12 protein-coding genes and 1 tRNA gene are annotated in these 16,253 nt (G+C 64.7%); 5 read left to right on the top strand and 8 right to left on the bottom strand.

What is annotated here, in order from left to right:
* Positions 1–63: 63 nt before the first annotated feature.
* The 5 genes from QP045_RS09115 to QP045_RS09095 all read left to right on the top strand — a co-directional run bounded on the left by QP045_RS09115 (position 64) and on the right by QP045_RS09095 (position 5,095).
* A tRNA-Ala gene (locus QP045_RS09115) sits at positions 64–139 on the top strand.
* Between the two features lie 355 nt (positions 140–494).
* The gene (locus QP045_RS09110; RefSeq protein WP_422514670.1) at positions 495–1,010 is read left to right on the top strand and encodes a spore coat U domain-containing protein; all 516 of its coding nucleotides are present in this window, start codon (positions 495–497) and stop codon (positions 1,008–1,010) included.
* An 11-nt stretch (positions 1,011–1,021) separates the two neighbouring features.
* On the top strand, positions 1,022–1,750 hold the full coding sequence (locus tag QP045_RS09105; RefSeq protein ID WP_422514669.1) for a molecular chaperone: 729 nt from the start codon (positions 1,022–1,024) through the stop codon (positions 1,748–1,750).
* Complete coding sequence (locus QP045_RS09100) at positions 1,713–4,145, top strand: fimbria/pilus outer membrane usher protein (RefSeq protein WP_422514668.1); 2,433 nt, start codon at positions 1,713–1,715, stop codon at positions 4,143–4,145. The genes QP045_RS09105 and QP045_RS09100 overlap by 38 nt, the downstream gene beginning before the upstream one ends.
* Positions 4,136–5,095 (top strand): spore coat U domain-containing protein, encoded by a 960-nt coding sequence (locus QP045_RS09095; RefSeq protein WP_422514667.1) that lies wholly within the window; start codon positions 4,136–4,138, stop codon positions 5,093–5,095. Before QP045_RS09100 ends, QP045_RS09095 begins: the two co-directional genes overlap by 10 nt.
* A gap of 36 nt (positions 5,096–5,131) precedes the next feature.
* On the opposite strand, the gene QP045_RS09090 is transcribed toward QP045_RS09095, so the two are convergent.
* Genes QP045_RS09090 through QP045_RS09055 form a run of 8 tightly spaced genes read right to left on the bottom strand, consistent with a single transcriptional unit; the run spans position 5,132 to position 16,079 of the window.
* Positions 5,132–5,326, bottom strand: a complete 195-nt coding sequence (locus tag QP045_RS09090) for a hypothetical protein (protein WP_422514666.1) — start codon at positions 5,324–5,326, stop codon at positions 5,132–5,134.
* Positions 5,319–5,648: a hypothetical protein gene (locus QP045_RS09085; protein ID WP_422514665.1), complete on the bottom strand. Its 330-nt coding sequence runs from the start codon at positions 5,646–5,648 to the stop codon at positions 5,319–5,321. Before QP045_RS09085 ends, QP045_RS09090 begins: the two co-directional genes overlap by 8 nt.
* Complete coding sequence (locus QP045_RS09080; RefSeq protein WP_422514664.1) at positions 5,648–6,541, bottom strand: peptidylprolyl isomerase; 894 nt, start codon at positions 6,539–6,541, stop codon at positions 5,648–5,650. The genes QP045_RS09085 and QP045_RS09080 overlap by 1 nt, the downstream gene beginning before the upstream one ends.
* Complete coding sequence (gene narI, locus QP045_RS09075; RefSeq protein ID WP_422514663.1) at positions 6,538–7,332, bottom strand: respiratory nitrate reductase subunit gamma; 795 nt, start codon at positions 7,330–7,332, stop codon at positions 6,538–6,540. Before narI ends, QP045_RS09080 begins: the two co-directional genes overlap by 4 nt.
* Entirely contained in the window at positions 7,329–8,027 is a 699-nt protein-coding gene (gene narJ / locus QP045_RS09070; protein WP_422514662.1) for a nitrate reductase molybdenum cofactor assembly chaperone, read from the bottom strand. The genes narI and narJ overlap by 4 nt, the downstream gene beginning before the upstream one ends.
* Complete coding sequence (gene narH / locus QP045_RS09065) at positions 8,024–9,550, bottom strand: nitrate reductase subunit beta (RefSeq protein ID WP_422514661.1); 1,527 nt, start codon at positions 9,548–9,550, stop codon at positions 8,024–8,026. Before narH ends, narJ begins: the two co-directional genes overlap by 4 nt.
* Positions 9,547–13,329 (bottom strand): nitrate reductase subunit alpha, encoded by a 3,783-nt coding sequence (locus QP045_RS09060; protein WP_422514660.1) that lies wholly within the window; start codon positions 13,327–13,329, stop codon positions 9,547–9,549. The genes narH and QP045_RS09060 overlap by 4 nt, the downstream gene beginning before the upstream one ends.
* Positions 13,326–16,079, bottom strand: a complete 2,754-nt coding sequence (locus QP045_RS09055) for a nitrate/nitrite transporter (protein WP_422514659.1) — start codon at positions 16,077–16,079, stop codon at positions 13,326–13,328. The genes QP045_RS09060 and QP045_RS09055 overlap by 4 nt, the downstream gene beginning before the upstream one ends.
* Between the last annotated feature and the right edge of the window lie 174 nt (positions 16,080–16,253).

The following is a 16,253-nucleotide window of genomic DNA, read 5'->3' as shown; positions in this document are numbered from 1 at the left end:
AGGGCGCCTTCCCCGATGAGGGGATCCCGGAACCGGACCGGAAACGGATCGGAAAAACGGCGTGGGGCCGTAGCTCAGCTGGGAGAGCGTCGCAATGGCATTGCGAAGGTCAGGGGTTCGATCCCCCTCGGCTCCACCATTTCAAGTCCCTCTTTGGGGGCACTCACTCTTAAATCTGAACTAGTCGATCTGCGATTGTGGCCTTTCCGCCATTGCGGGCGAGCGCGTGTCACCTGAAGACGGCGGGCGGCTGATCCTGTCGCCGCTTTCGGCGGCTTGCTGCCCGTTAGTCCCGCGTATCGCGTCGACATCCAAGCAGCCAAGCAGGCCGCCGAGAAGCCCTCGCAGAGACCTTGGCACCTGACCCTTCGGTAAACTGCGTATCGCAGAGCCTCTCTGAAATCCCGACACCCGCTCCTTCGCATGGCCTCGCTCACGGCGTTGCCGGCGAGAACATCGGCGCTGGGCGATGCCGGCGGCAGGAGGATCGGAGAATGTTCAGATATGCTCTGCTCGCGGCGCCAGCCCTGTTCTGGTGCGGAACCGCGGAAGCGCAGGTGAGGGGGACGGTGACTGGAGAGCTTCAGGTCAAGCTGCTCGTCACCGCTTCGTGTGAAGTGTCGGGTTCGTCGACCGGAGGTATCGGCACCGCGCTGCTCGATTTCGGCTCCACGGACTTGCTGCTCGCAGCGATCGACGCGGACACCGGTACATCGGGCGTCAATGCGCTTGAAGTGCTGTGCAATCCGGGCGTCAGCTATTCGGTCGCTTTCGACGCCGGGCAGCATGCCTCCACGATTGCCGATCGCGCGATGCAGCTGGAGGGCGGAACAGAGCTTGTCCGCTACCAGATTTATTCGGACGCCGCGCGTGCCAACGTCCTCTCGACGCTGACGGGCGTCGGCACCGGGACGCCAGAGGCGATCCAGGTGTTCGGCCGCGTCCCGCCCCAGGCGGCGCCGACGCCCGGTACCTATCGCGACGTCGTTACCGTGACCGTGACCTTTTGAGGGGAATGACTATGCGTCCGCTATCGGCGACCTTGCTCCTCGCGATTGCCGCTTTCCCCGCGCCCGTGCTCGCGCAGACCGCGCTTCGAGTGCAGCCGCTGACGGTGGAGGTAACGTCCCCCTCACAGGCTTCGGCCATCAACTTGCAAAATCGCGGGCCCCGCCCGATGACCCTGCAGGTCCGTGTCTTCGACTGGTCGCAGGCCAATGGTCAGGATCAGGTGGTGCCCACGACCGACGTCGTCGCCAGCCCGCCTGCCATGACGATCCCGCCCGGGCAGAGCTATACGATCCGGCTAGCCCGCACCGCGGGCGCGGTTACATCGGGGGAAAAGAGCTACCGGCTGTGGATCGATGAACTCCCGCCGCCGGCCCGGTCGATGCCGGCGGGCGGTGGCGAGGTCGACGTCCGACTACGCTACGACCTGCCCGCCTTCTTCCGGGCCGGAGACCCGCAGTCCAGCCTAAACTGGCGCGCCTATCGCAGCGGCGGCCAGCTCGTCGTCGAGGCAACCAACAGTGGAGCCGGGCACGCCCGTGTCGAAGGCCTCCGCCTCGAAGACGGGCAGGGCACCGTCAGCTTCGGGAGAGGGCTCAACGGCTATGTCCTGCCCGGGGCCACCCGGCGCTGGGTGGCCCCGACCGGCGCACCGCTTCCCGCCGCGAATGCCAATGTGACGGTCATGGCGGGAGTGGGCGGTCGTGAGATCAGGCAAGCGACCACGATCGCCGCCCGGTAAGCGGTTCGTCTTCCGGATCGAGGTCGCGGTTGCTGTCTGCCTGATCGTGGTTCCGGCCACTGCCCGCGCAGGACAGGAAGCTCCGGGGAGGCAGGATGTCGAGTTGATCCTTGCAGTGAGCGTGAACGGCAGGGCTTCGCCTTTGTTGTGGCAGGTAACGCTGCTTCCCGACGGTTCGCTCGCGATGACCGCCGAACGACTGAGGCTGCTCGGCTTTGACCTTCGCCGTCTTGGCATCAGGCCAGGGGACATGCTCGTGAGGCTCTCCGATCTCCCCGGGGTGCGGTTCCGATACACGGAGGCCACGCAGTCGCTGGCGTTCGAGGCGGCGGACGCGGCGCTGATCCCCGTCGTGCTCGATGACAGTTCGCCGCCGACGCCGATCAACCCCGATACGGTCGAAACCAGTACCGGCGCGCTTCTGAACTATGGCCTCTTCGTCGACGCGTCGCGCGCGGGGGTCCGTGCTTCCGCCCAGTACGACCTGCGCTTCATCAGCCCCTATGGTGTTGGACAGACCACGGGTTTTGCGAACTGGCGACCGCGCAGCCAGGGCGGATTCGACCATGTGCGGCTCGATACGCAGTGGCGCTATGTCGACGTGCGGCGGGTGCTGTCGATGACCCTGGGCGACACGATTGCGGACGGGGGGCGGCTCGCCACCGCCTATCGCTTCGCGGGCGTGCAGATCCGCCGCAATTACAACGAGCGTGCCGACCTCGTTGCTACGGCGTTGCCGATCCTGACCGCGTCTGCCGCCGTGCCGTCCAGCGTCGACCTGTACCTGAACGGGCTGCGCTATTTTTCAGGCCAAGTCGGACGGGGCCCGTTCGAATTCCGCTCGCTCCCCAACCTGGGCGGTGGAGCGACCGCAACCATCGTCCTGACCGATCCCAGCGGCCGCGAAACCAGGATCACCAAGCCGATCTTCTTCGTTCCCAACCTGTTTCCGAAAGGGCGTCTGGGCTTCTCCTTCGAAGCGGGCTTCCCCAGGCGAAACTACGGCCTGCGTTCCTTCGACTATTATCCCGATTTCGCGGCGTCCGGCACAATCGCCTACGGCGTCTCCAACCGTCTCACGCTGGTGGGCCATGCTGAAACCACCCGCGATCTCTGGAACGCGAGCGTCGGCGGCACCACCAGGCTCGGGGACTGGGGCTCGCTAACCGCCGGTATCGCTCTCAGCCGATTTCTTGGCAGAACGGGCATACGTCGGCGGTTCGACGTCCAGGCCCGCGTTGCCGGGGTCAACCTGTTTGCCGGGGTCGAGGATACCAGCAATCGCTATCAGGACATCGCCAGCGCCACGCTCACGCGCGACATCCTCGGCGATCGCTCGCCAGATCTTGTCCCGATCTCGGACCCGACGCTGCCCCCGCTGATATCCTTTTCGCGCCGGGTCGAGCGGATCGGCGCCAACTTTTCAATCCGGCGAACCGGGGTCAACCTCAACTACGCCCATGCTCGCCTGGGCGAGGACGCGTTTCGCGTCGCCAGCGTCTCGCTGTTCCGCCCGCTGTTCGACCGGTCCTCGGCATGGCTCAACAGCTATAAGGATTTTGGCAAGCGCGGTGACTGGGGGATCTTCGGCGGGATCACGATCAGTTTCGGGCGCAACGTATCGGCATCTGCCAGCGTCTCGCGCACGCAGCGCGGGGCGACTCTGCAGACGAGGGCCTGGCGCACGCCGGGGCTCGAACGCGGTTCGGTCGGCTGGACTGTCGTGAGCAACCAGCCGCTGTCAGGATCCGGCGACGCATATCGCGCGGCCAATGTCAGCTATCTCGCCCGCTTCGCGTCGCTGGAGGGCGGGATCGAGCAATATGGCAACGAAGTCCATGCGACGGCGTACGCCGAGGGCTCCATCGTCGCGATGAATGGCCTCTATGCGGCGCCGCGCATCGATACGAGCTTTGCCGTGGTCAACGGTGCCGGTCCCGATACGCCGGTGCTTTCCAACACCCGGCCGGTCACCCGGACAAACAAGCGAGGCAAGGCGCTCGTGACGGATCTCACGTCCTTGCAATCCAACACGGTGTCGATCGACCCGACCAACTTGCCGGTCGACGTCCGGCCGGCGCGGACGGAGGCCGTGGTTGTCCCGGCACAACTCGGCGGCGTGGTGATAGACTTCGGCGTAAGGCCGGAAAACAGCGCCGTCGTGACCCTCGTCGACGCGACGGGTAACGTCCTGCCTGTCGGCTCCACCGTCCGCTTACGGGGAACGCAAGAGACCGCGGTGGTCGGCTATGACGGGCGTGTCTACCTGACCGGCCTCGGCAGAACGAACCAGGTCGAGGTGCTGCTTGACGGCGGCGGAACCTGTTCCGCGCGCTTCGATTATCAGCGTGCGGAAGGCCGGCAGGTACAGATCGGACCGGTCCGATGCGAATAGCGCCCGCGGAGCATCCCGGCAGCACCGCGTTCTGGCGATGGCTGTGGTTGTCCCTCCTCGTCGCGGCGGCGGTAATCTTCCTTTTGGTGCCGCATGAGGCAAAGGCGAATGTGAACTGCCAGGCGGATCAACCCGCACTGGAGTTCGGCACGGCGCTTACCGGGCGCGGTACCATCAGCTGGAATTGCACCAACTTCGATGCGACCCCGGTCAGCTTCACCTTGTGCGCGGCTGTGGGTACGCCCAGCTTTCCGGGCACCGTGGATCAGCCAAAATTGATCGGCCCGGCCCCGACGCCCGTCGACTTCAACGTCTATACCGACAGTGGCGGTTCCCAGCTTTGGAACAGCAACAATCCGCTTACGATGACGGTGGCGATCGCGGGCAATGGCCGCACGTCGGGCACATTCACCTTTTATGGAAGGATAGCGCCGGGACAGGCCGTTACAGCTGGAAGCTACTCGGCGTTTTTCTACAATACCGTGGTCGGTTTCCTGGCCAGTGGCACGACATCGTGCCAGCGCAACGCGGCCGACCTTTTCGGGGTCGACGTGACGATCAGCGTGACTGCGAACGTGGTTGAGGGATGCACGCTCGGCACCATCGGCGACATCGACTTTGGCGAACTGGCCGGTCTTCAGGAGAGGATCGACGCTGCGGGTTCGGTGCAACTGGTCTGTCCGCTGGGCCGCGGCTGGACGTTGAGCTTCGACGGCGGCCGCCACGCCTCCGGGGGGGAACGGCGGATGCAACGCGCAGAGGGGGACCTGATCGCCTATGGCCTTTACCGTGATTCCTCCCGCAGCAGCCCGATCGAGATCGACGGTGCCCTGTCAGGGACGGGAACGGGCGGGGTCGACACGGTTCCCGTCTATGGGCGCGTCGAGATCGGGGACTTGCCGCCGACGGGCCAATACAGTGACTTCATCGTCGTCACGCTCGGCTTCTAGATCGAGTCCTCAAGGAAGAAGAGGCCGCTTGGGCTTTCAGACGATCAGGTAGACGGTGACTGCGACACAGATCGCCAGGATCACCACCCAGATCCACGGCCAGCCTTCTCCTTCCCCCTCCTTGGCAGAGGCGGAGTCGAACGGGGTGGGCGTGACCGACCCGGTGTCATAGTCGGTCTCCTTGCTGCGCTTGAGCGAGGGGTTGAGCTGCGTCTCGTGGGGCTCAGTCATGGTGGGCTCCGGTTTCAACGAAGGTTGAATGGGAACGACAGGCGGGTGCGGTAAGCCGCCAGTGTACCATAGCCGCCAGGCATGTGCTGCCGGGATCCTCACTGTCGCGCAGGCTGGAGATCAACGTGGTCCAGTCTTCCTCGCCCGCCAGCCGGGAAAAGTCCGCCACCGCCATGCGCGCATAGCCGGCGACGCCCAGGCCGATGCTGCGTGCCGCCAGGGCGGTATCGCGCGCAAGCTCCGGGTCGGTGCTGTCGAGCCAGCGTTCCAGTTCCCCTGCCGATCTGCGCGCGCCGGCGAGAATGTCGCCTAGCGTCGCCATCAGCCGTCGCTGCCGATGCGAATGCCCTCGACGCGGCCGTGGTCGGCCAGGGCGGCAACATAGCGCGCTGACGCCATCGTCCAGCTGCGTGCCTCCAGCATCTCCGCGATCTTAGCCCGCACGACATCATAGGGAAGCGTCTGGCCCGCGATCCGGCGCTGCAGGCGCAGCACGTGCCAGCCGAAGCGGGAACGGACCGGCTGCCGCCCCGTTTCGCTGTCGGTCAGCTGTTCCAGTGCCGACTGGATCTCCGTCACAAGCTCCCCGCGTCGAACCTGGCCCAGCGAGCCGTCCTGCTGGGCCGAGGCGCAGCTCGAATGGGCCCGCGCGGCCGCAGCGAACGCAGCCGGGTCATCGCCCACCGCCTCAGCAATCGCGCGAGCGCGCTGCTCGGCGGTGCTCCAGCCATCGGCTTCGGTGTTTTCGGGTTCGATCAGGATATGGGCGGCGTCGAACAGATCCGGCGTGCGCAGCCGATCGCGGTTCGCTTCATAATAGCGCTGGCACTCGGCCTCACCGGGCCGTTCCGGCTCGACCTGCGTCTCGAGCACCGCCCGAACCAGGGCGTCGTCCTGGGACTCGACGCGGCCCGCCTCGTCTTCCTCCAGATCGGCTTCCAGTTCGAGCCGTCGTGCCTCCTGCAGGAGCAGCTCACGTACTGCCAGCGCACGCGCCGCTTCGGTCCAGGCCGTCTCCATGTCGGGGGCGGGGTGGTGCTGGATTTCCCGTGCGATCGCCTCTGGGTCGATCTCGACGCCGTTGACGCGCACCTCGCCGAAGCTGGGCGGGGGTGGGAGTAGCGGCTCGCCGCCGCCGCAGCCGCCGCTTGCGCAGGCGGAAGGAACCGCGGCGGGTGGCCGCTCCAGCTTCAGCGTATCCGGCTGCCGGTTCATGTCGCTTGTCCTTCCTCGGCATATTGGCGCATCGCCACGTCGGCGCGATGGCCGCCTGGTCCGCCGGCGGGGCCATGGGTTGGCGAGAGGAAGCGCTTGCCGAGCGGCAGGCGCGAGCGGACGATCTGATAACCCGGACGGAACAGGAACCAGATCGGCGCGCTCCAGACGTGAACGAGCCGCGTGAAGGGCGTGATCAGGAACAGCGTCAGCCCCAGGATGATGTGCAGCTTGTAGACAAGCGCAACGTCGGCGATTTCTTCCGGTGCGCCGGGGTTGAGCGTCAGGATGCCGTTTGCCCAGTTCATGAACCGGAGCATCTCGGTGCCGTCGACATGGCGGATCGTCCAGAAGGTGGTCAGGATCCCGAGCGTCAGCTGTGCCCAGATCAGCACGAGCACCAGTATGTCGCCCCAGGATGAGCTGCGCCGAATGCGCGGGTCGACGAGGCGGCGGTGGAGGAGGAGCGTGCAGCCGATATACGCCAGGACACCCGCGATCCCGCCTACGATCAACGCAGTCCACTGCTTGAACTCATGACCGATGCCGAGCCGGTCGATCACGGTCACGGGCGTAAGCAGGCCCACGAAGTGTCCCACGAGCAGGATCAGTACGCCCATGTGGAAGAGGTTCGATCCCAGCACCATCTGACGACGACGCAGGAACTGGCTCGACTGTGATCGCCAGCTGAACTGGCTCGCATCGAACCGCAGGATGCTGCCGACGATGAGGACGGTGACCGCCAGATACGGGTACCAGCCGAAAGCGAGTTGGTTGATGAACGCGTTCATTGTCCCGTTTTCCTTTCGACCGGGCGGTTCGAAGCGCGGATCTTGGCGACGACGCCGGTGGGGCCGCCCATCTCATGGGCTGCCGATGCCAGGAAGGTGACGGGTGCCTCCTCCCATTCCTCGTCCACCTTCGACGGGTCCTCGTCGGTGTTGCGTTCCTGAAGTTCGGCGAGCGCGTCCGCGTCCGGTCGCACCGCCGCAAGCGCGAGGAGCGCGTGGAAGATGCCGGCATGCGGCGCTTTCCGTTCGTCGAGCCGCTCGGCCATCGCCGCAAAGACGTGCGCCGGCTGCCCCAGCATCGCGGCCGCGGCGTCGGTCGGCAGGTGGGAGGCATATTCCAGGAACACGGGCAAGAAGTCCGGGAGTTCGCGGGTATCGAGCAGAAAGCCGCTCTCGGCATATTGTTGGCCGAGATCGATCATCGCCTGGCCCCGTTCGCGATTGTCGCCGTGGACATGCTCGAACAGGTGGAGCGAAAGCTTGCGGGAGCGATCGAACAGGTCGCTATACGCCACCTGAAGGTCGAGCAGGTCTTCGCGCTCCAGATCCGTCAGAAGCGGTTCCAGCTTTTCGAGCACAGGCTTTCGCAGCGCTCGATCCTCATGCAGCGACTGCCGGACGTCGCCGACATGCTCCTGCAGCTCGGCCGACGGGTAGCCGAGCAGCACCGCCAGCGCCCTGAGCGTGCGTTTCATGTCGGAATGTCCATGTAGGGCTTGCGCGGGGTTCGCTTGGCACCCCCGAACAGGTTGACCTTGGTCGAGCCGTTCGAGTCCTCCCGGAAGCCGAAGCCGGTGGCGCCGCGGAGCACATAGGCGTCCTCTTCCAGCTCACGGTGCGTCGTCGGGATGACGTAGCGATCCTCATACGCCGCCAGCGCCATGATCTTGTACATCTCCTCGATCTTGGCTCGGTTGAGGCCGACCCGCGCCGGGATGGCCTCGTCGATACGCCCCTCGACTGACTTGGCGCGCATGTAGGACCGCATGGCCAGCATGCGTTCAAGCGCCGCGGCGATCGGCTCCTCCGCACCCGCAGTCAGCAGGTTGGCGAGATAGCGCAGCGGGATGCGCAGGCTGCGGACGTCGGGCATGCCGTCGATCGCCGACATTTTGCCTGCCTCTGCCGCCGACTGGATCGGGGAGAGCGGCGGCACGTACCAGACCATCGGCAGGGTGCGGTATTCGGGGTGAAGCGGGAAGGCGACCTTCCACTCCACGGCCATCTTGTAGACCGGGGAACGGGTCGCCGCCTCCAGCCATTGCTCGGGCACGCCATCCCGCCTGGCGGCTTCCTGCACCTCGAGATCGGAAGGGTCGAGGAAGACGCCGAGTTGCGCCTCGTACAGATCCTTGGGATCCTCGACGGACGCGGCCGCTTCGATGCGATCGGCGTCGTAGAGGACGACGCCGAGATAGCGGATCCGGCCCACGCAGGTTTCGGAGCAGACCGTCGGCTGCCCGGTCTCGATCCGGGGATAGCAGAAGATGCACTTCTCGGACTTACCGGTCGACCAGTTGTAGTAGATCTTCTTGTACGGGCAGCCCGAAACGCACATCCGCCAGCCGCGGCACTTTTCCTGGTCGATCAGGACGATGCCGTCTTCCGCCCGCTTGTAGATCGCGCCCGAGGGGCAGGAGGCCAGGCAGGCGGGGTTCAGGCAATGCTCGCAGAGCCTGGGGAGATACATCATGAAGGTGTTTTCGAACTGGCCGTAGATCTCCTTCTCTACGCCTTCAAAGTTATAGTCGTGGCTGCGCTTGGAAAACTCGCCGCCCAGCATGTCCTCCCAGTTGCCGCTCCACTCGATCTTGTTGAGCAGCTCGCCGGTCAGGAGCGAGCGCGGCCTGGCGGTTGGCTGTGCCTGGAGTTCGGGCGCGGCCTGCAGCCATTCATATTCGAATGTGTAGGGCTCGTAGAAGTCGTCGATCTCCGGCAGATGCGGATTCGCAAAGATCTTGGAGAGTATACGCCATTTGGCACCTTGTCTCGGCTGGATCTTGCCGTTCTTCTTGCGGATCCAGCCGCCTTTCCAGCGCTTCTGGTTTTCCCAATCCTTTGGGTAGCCGATGCCCGGCTTGGTTTCGACGTTGTTGAACCAGACGTATTCGACGCCTTCGCGGTTCGTCCACACGTTCTTGCAGGTGATCGAGCAAGTGTGACAGCCGATGCACTTGTCGAGATTGAGAACCATGGCGATTTGTGCGCGGACCTTCATTCTGCGGCCTCCACTTTCGGGCCGGTTCCCCAGTCCGCTGTTCCGCCAGCAACATTGGCGTCGTCGTCAGCACGTTTGTCGAACCAGTTCACCTGGCTCATCTTCCGGACGATCACGAACTCGTCGCGGTTGGCGCCGACCGTTCCGTAGTAATTGAAGCCATAGGCGAGCTGGACATAGCCGCCGATCATGTGGGTCGGCTTCATGTTGATCCGTGTCACGGAATTGTGGACGCCGCCGCGCTGGCCGGTAATCTCCGAGCCCACGGTGTTCACCAGCTTTTCCTGGGCGTGGTACATGATCGCCGATCCCGGCATGATCCGTTGCGACACGATCGCACGGGCCGTCACCGCACCGTTGATGTTGAACACCTCGATCCAGTCATTGTCCTGGATTCCAGCGGCGGCGGCATCATCCTCGCTGATCCACACGGTCGGCCCGCCACGGCTGAGGCTCAGGAGGATCAGGTTTTCGGTGTAGGTGGAATGGATACCCCATTTCTGGTGCGGGGTGAGGATGTTGAGCAGGATTTCCTTGTTGCCGTTGGGCAGCCTGCCGACGACCTCATGGACAGTTTTGGTGTCGATGGGCGGACGCCAGGTGACCAGGCTCTCCCCGAACGCCCGCATCCACAGATGGTCCTGGTAGAGCGACTGACGGCCGGTCAGCGTGCGCCACGGGATCAGCTCGTGGACGTTGGTATAGCCCGCGTTGTAGCAGACCTTCTCGCTCTCAAGCCCGGACCAGATCGGCGAGGAAATGATCTTGCGCGGCTGTGCAGCCACGTCGCGGAAGCGGATCTTCTCCTCCTCCTTCCCCTCGGCAAGGTGCCGGTGGTCCCGCCCGGTCGTCTGGCCCAACGCCTCCCATGCCTTCAGGGCGACTTCCCCGTTGGTCTCGGGCGCGAGCATCAGGATCGTCTCGCAGGCATCGATATCGGTATCGATCCTGGGCCGTCCCTCGGTCGTGCCCGAGGCAACGCGGCCGTTCAGGTTTCCGAGCAGCTCGATCTCGTGCTTCGTGTCCCAGCTGATCCCCTTGGCGCCGTTTCCGAGCTTCTCGAGCGCCGGCCCCATCGATGTGAAGCGCGCGAAGGTCTCGGGATAGTTGCGCTCGACCAACTGGACCGAGGGCATCGTCTTGCCGGGGATGGGATCGCATTCCCCTTTTAGCCAGTCCTTGGGTTCATAGGGCTGGGCCAGCTCGCCGGGGCTGTCGTGCAGGATGGGGGAGAGGACGACATCATGCTCTACCCCCAGGACCTCCGGCGCGATGTCCGAGAACTTCTGAGCGATCGATCGAAAGATGTTCCAGTCGCTGCGGCTCTCCCACGCCGGGTCCACGGCCGCGGTGAGCGGGTGGATGAAGGGGTGCATGTCCGACGTGTTGAGGTCGTGCTTTTCGTACCAGGTCGCGGTCGGCAGCACGATGTCGGAATAGATGCTGGTCGTCGACATGCGGAAGTCGATGTTGACCATCAGGTCCAGCTTGCCGACCGGCGCCTCGTCCCGCCACACCACGTCTTTGGGACGATCGATCTGTTCGGCATCGGTGTCCGTGCCGACGACGCCGTGCATCGAACCCACCAGGTGCTTTAGGAAATACTCATGCCCCTTGCCGCTCGCGCCCAGCACGTTCGATCGCCAGAAGAACATGTTGCGCGGCCAGTTCGCGGGGTTGTCCGGATCTAGGCTCGCCGGCCTGATCTCACCGGACTTCCACCCGTCGGCGACTACCGTGGCCGGGTCGCTTTGGCTTTCGTGAAGCTGGCGCCCGAGCTCGAGCGGATTGAGCTGGAGCTGGGGGGAGGAGGGCAGCCAGCCCATCCGTTCGGCCTTGGCATTATAGTCCAGCATGCTGCCGGACCAGTCGCCCTCCGGTGCGATCGGCGAGAGGATCTCAGACATCCGTAGCGTCTCGTACCGCCATTGGTCGGTATGCGCGTAGAAGAAGCTGGTCCCGTTCATCTGCCGCGGCGGCCGAGACCAGTCGAGCGCGAAGGCGAGCGGCAGCCAGCCTGTCGCCGGCCTCAGCTTCTCCTGTCCGACATAGTGCGACCAGCCGCCACCGGATTGTCCCACGCACCCGCACATCACGAGCAGCGCGATGATCCCGCGATAGCTCATGTCCATGTGGTACCAGTGGTTCAGACCGGCCCCCAGGATCACCATCGAGCGGCCCTTGGTGATCTCGGCGTTGGCTGCGAACTCGCGCGCTACCTGGATGATGGATTCGCGCGGCACGCCCGTGACCTTTTCCGCCCATGCGGGCGTGAACGGCACGTCGTCATCGTAGCTTGTGGCGACATTTTCCCCGCCAAAGCCGCGATCCACGCCGTAATTTGCGCAGAACAGGTCGAAGACCGTCGTGACCGCCGCAGTGCTTCCGTCGGCCAGCGTAATCCGCTTCACCGGCAGGTTGCGCAGCAGGATCTCGTCGTGGTTCGTCGCGACAAAGTCGTGCGGGGCGGTGGAACCGAAATAGGGGAAGGCGACCGGCTCTATCGCGTCGTGATCTCCGGCCAGCGTCGCGCGCAGCCGAACCTCCGAGCCCTTGCCGTCCTTCTCCTCAAGGTTCCACTTCCCCTTCTCGCCCCAGCGGAAGCCGGCGGTGCCGCGCGGCGCCACCAGTTCGCCGGTCGCGTCGTCGATCGCCACCGGCTTCCAGTCGGGGTTGTTTTCCTCGCCCAGCGCGCCGCCGAGGTCTGCAGCGCGCAGCAGCCGGTCGGGGACGAGCTTCCCGTCCTTTTCAGTGAGGCGCAGCAGGAACGGAAAGTCCGAATATTTGCGGGTATAGTCGGCGAAATACTCCGCCTGACGGTCGATGTGGAATTCCCTGAGCACGACATGGCCGAGCGCCAGCGCCAGGGCGGCATCAGTCCCCTGTTTGGGGTGGAGCCACATGTCGGAGAATTTGGCCGCCTCGTTGAAGTCGGGAGCGATGACGACGCTCTTGGCGCCGCGGTAGCGTACCTCGGAATAGAAATGCGCGTCGGGCGCGCGGGTCATGGGGATGTTGGATCCCCAGACCAGCAGGAAGCCGGCATTATACCAGTCGGCGCTTTCCGGCACGTCCGTCTGCTCGCCCCAGGTCTGCGGCGACGACGGCGGAAGGTCGCAATACCAGTCGTAGAAACTGAGCAACGTGCCGCCGATCAGTGACAGATAGCGGCTGCCGGCAGCGTAGGAGATCATCGACATTGCCGGGATCGGAGAGAAGCCGGTGACGCGATCGGGGCCGTATTCCTTGATGGTATAGGCGTTGGCGGCGGCGATCAGTTCCGTCACCTCGTCCCAGCCGACCCGCACGAAACCACCGCGTCCGCGCTTCGAGACCCAGTCCCGGCGCTTTTCGGGATCCTGGACGATCGATTTCCAAGCCGCGACCGGCGTCATCGTCTTGCGTGCTTCGCGCCAGTGACGGATCATCCGGGCGCGCACGAGCGGATATTTGATCCGCGTCCCGGAATAGAGATACCAGCTGTAGCTGGCGCCGCGGGGGCAGCCGCGGGGCTCGTGATTGGGCAGTTCCGGGCGGGTGCGCGGATAATCCGTCTGCTGGGTTTCCCAGGTGACGATCCCGCCCTTCACATAGATCTTCCACGAACAGGATCCGGTGCAGTTCACGCCGTGGGTGGAACGCACGATCTTGTCCGCCGCCCAGCGCTTCCGATAGGCGTCCTCCCATGCCCGGGACTCGTTGGTGGTGATGCCGAGCCCGTCCGAGAACGTATCTTGCGCCCTGCGGAAATAGGTCAGACGATCGAGGAAATGGCTCATGAAAAGGCTCCGCTGGTCAGGTCGCGCTTGCCAGCGCCTTGAGGGGAGGCGCCGAGGCGCGAGCGTGATCCGAAGATGCCGCGCGGACCGCTGTACGCGACCCAGGTGAGGGCGGCGCAGGAGAGGTAGAAGATGAAGAACGCCCACAAGGCGCCGTCCGCCGATCCGCTGCTGCTGATCGACCAGCCATAGGCCTTGGGGATGTAGAAGGCGCCGTAGGCTGCGATCGCCGAGATGAACCCGACTACAGCGGCGGACTCGCGTTCGGCATGGAGGTGCCGCTCGGCTTCCGGGCGATCCGCTTCGGTGGTGTTGATCACGTGCCGCATGATGCCGGGCACCATCTGGAAGGTAGAGGCATTGCCGACGCCGCTGACGAAGAAGAGCAGCAGCACCATCCCGAAGAAGCCGGCGAAGCTGCGTGCGTCGAGCGACCAGATCATGCCGATGATCGCGATTGCCTGGACGACGAACACCCAGAAGCTGACCTTGGCGCCGCCGATCCGGTCAGACAGCCCGCCGCTCCCCGCCCGCGCCAGCGCGCCGACGAGTGGCCCCAGGAAGGCGTAGTGGAGCGCGTCCACTTCTGGAAAGACCAGCTTGGAGAGGAGCGGGAAGCCCGCCGACATGCCGATGAACGTCCCGAACGTGCCGGTGTAGAGCCAGCACATGATCCAATTGTCGCGCCGCCCGAAGATCGTGGCCTGGTCGGCGAAGGACGACTTGGCGCTCAGGATGTCGTTCATCCCGAACCAGGCGAGCACGGTACCCAGCAGCACCGGCGGCACCCAGATGAACCCCGCATTCTGCAGCCACAGGCGGGTGCCGTCCTCCGCCACCTGTGCCTGTCCCCCAAGTGCGCCGAACAGCCCCATGGTGATCGCTACCGGGACCACCAGTTGCATGACGCTGACGCCCAGGTTGCCGATGCCGGAATTGATCGCCAGCGCGCGGCCCTTTTCGGACGCCGGATAGAAGAAACTGATGTTCGCGACTGACGAGGCGAAATTGCCTCCGCCAAAGCCGCACAGCAGCGCCAGCACCAGGAAGATGAAGAACGGCGTTCCCGGGTTCTGCACGGCATAGCCGATGCCGAAGGCGGGGATCAGCAGCGATGCGGTCGACAAGGTGGTCCACAGCCGCCCGCCGAAGATCGGCACCAGGAAGGCGTAGAAGATCCGCAACGTCGCGCCGGATATGCCCGGTACCGCCGCAAGCCAGAACAACTGGTCGGTGGTGAAGTTGTAACCGATGCTGGGCAGTCGCGCGACGACGACGCTCCACACCATCCATACGGAGAAGGACAGGAGCAGGCAGTAGGTCGAGATCCACAGGTTGCGCTTGGCAATCGGGCGACCGGTCGTCTCCCAGAAGGTCGGATCGTCCGGGCGCCAGTCGGTGAGCGGGCCGGCGCGCACCACGGGGCGCTTCATCCCGGGATCGCCCATGCCGCGAAACTCGGGCAGCTCCGGGCTTTGCGGCACGTTGGCTGCCACCGACGTCTCACGCTCCATGTGCTGGATCGCGCCGTGCATCCACAGCAGCGAGACCAGCACGATCAGGAACAGCAGCGCAAAGCTGCTCGTCCAGATCCCGGTCAGGTCGAGCAGCGCCCCGAAGGCGAGCGGCAGGATGAAGCCGCCCAGCCCGCCGATCATCCCGACGAGCCCGCCGACGGCGCCGACATGGTTCGGGTAATAGACCGGGATGTGCTTGTAGACCGCCGCCTTGCCCAGGCTCATGAAGAAGCCGAGCAGGAAGATGACGATCAGGAACGGCACCAGCCCCATCGAGGTGCTGAAAGTGATCGGGCCGTTGACGCCGTCGATGACGTAAGTGGTCGGCGGGTAGGACAGCAGAAACGTGCACAGTACCGATACGATGAAGGTGGCGTACATCACCTTGCGCGCGCCGTAGCGATCCGACAGCGTGCCGCCATAGATGCGAAACAAGCTCGCCGGGACCGAGTAAAAGGCGGCGAGCATCCCCGCGGTGCGGATGTCGAGGCTATACACCCCGATCAGATAGCGCGGCAGCCACATCGCCAACGCCACGAAGCCGCCAAACACGAAGAAGTAATAAAGCGAGAAACGCCATACCTGAACGTTGCGCAGCACCTTCAGCTGGCTCGCCATGCTCTCGGCCTTCTGGCCGCCGCGCTGGCGGGCGTGCTGATCAGGATCCTCGGGCGTCACGAACAGGAAGATCACCCCCATCAGGATGATCGCCGCTGCCCACATCTTCGCCACCATCTCCCAACCCATCGCGACCATCACGAAAGGCGCGAAGAACTTGGTCACTGCGGCGCCAATGTTGCCTGCGCCGAAAATGCCGAGCGCGGTGCCCTGGCGCTCGGCGGGGTAGAATTTGGAGACATAGGCCACGCCGACCGAAAAGGAGCCGCCCGCCAGCCCGACGCCCAGCGCTGCGAGCAGCAGCTGGGGATAGGTGTGCGCATACGACATCAGGAAGGTCGCGATGCCGGAAAGGACCATCACGGCTGCGAACACACGTCGCCCGCCGATCTGGTCGGACCAGACGCCCAGAAACACGCGCACCAGCGACCCGGTGAGGATCGGCGTGCCGGTCAGCAGGCCGAATTGGGTGTCGGAAAGCCCCAGTTCCTCCTTCACGCCGAGCCCAACGATGGAGAAGATTGTCCAGACGGCGAAACAGACGGTGAAGGCGATCGTGCTCGACCAGAGCGCGCGACCCGCGCCGTCTTTCGCTTGTGCAAAATCGTCCGACATCGGCGTCGCCGTCCCCAAGCAGTCTAAGGCCAGTCCAGGAGGCGCACCATCGACTGATTTACTTTGGGGGGATGCTAGTAATACCCCGTATGTAGGTCGCCAGAAGGACTGGGCTGCCAAGTGGCACCGCCCAACCCCTGGCATCTTCACCTGCACAATTGGTGCAAGCATGCG

The organism is Sphingomonas sp. 3-13AW (genome assembly GCF_049311085.1).
GTDB lineage: Bacteria > Pseudomonadota > Alphaproteobacteria > Sphingomonadales > Sphingomonadaceae > Sphingomonas.
Note: the sequence above shows the minus strand (reverse complement) of the source record. Positions and strands in the feature narration are given on the sequence as shown.

Coding starts and splice junctions, on each gene's coding strand:
- QP045_RS09105 (WP_422514669.1), top strand. CDS start 1,022: ATGCGTCCGCTATCGGCGACCTTGCTCCTCGCGATTGCCGCTTTCCCC.
- QP045_RS09110 (WP_422514670.1), top strand. CDS start 495: ATGTTCAGATATGCTCTGCTCGCGGCGCCAGCCCTGTTCTGGTGCGGA.
- QP045_RS09090 (WP_422514666.1), bottom strand. CDS start 5,326: ATGACTGAGCCCCACGAGACGCAGCTCAACCCCTCGCTCAAGCGCAGC.
- QP045_RS09085 (WP_422514665.1), bottom strand. CDS start 5,648: ATGGCGACGCTAGGCGACATTCTCGCCGGCGCGCGCAGATCGGCAGGG.
- narH (WP_422514661.1), bottom strand. CDS start 9,550: ATGAAGGTCCGCGCACAAATCGCCATGGTTCTCAATCTCGACAAGTGC.
- QP045_RS09080 (WP_422514664.1), bottom strand. CDS start 6,541: ATGAACCGGCAGCCGGATACGCTGAAGCTGGAGCGGCCACCCGCCGCG.
- QP045_RS09055 (WP_422514659.1), bottom strand. CDS start 16,079: ATGTCGGACGATTTTGCACAAGCGAAAGACGGCGCGGGTCGCGCGCTC.
- narJ (WP_422514662.1), bottom strand. CDS start 8,027: ATGAAACGCACGCTCAGGGCGCTGGCGGTGCTGCTCGGCTACCCGTCG.
- narI (WP_422514663.1), bottom strand. CDS start 7,332: ATGAACGCGTTCATCAACCAACTCGCTTTCGGCTGGTACCCGTATCTG.
- QP045_RS09095 (WP_422514667.1), top strand. CDS start 4,136: ATGCGAATAGCGCCCGCGGAGCATCCCGGCAGCACCGCGTTCTGGCGA.
- QP045_RS09060 (WP_422514660.1), bottom strand. CDS start 13,329: ATGAGCCATTTCCTCGATCGTCTGACCTATTTCCGCAGGGCGCAAGAT.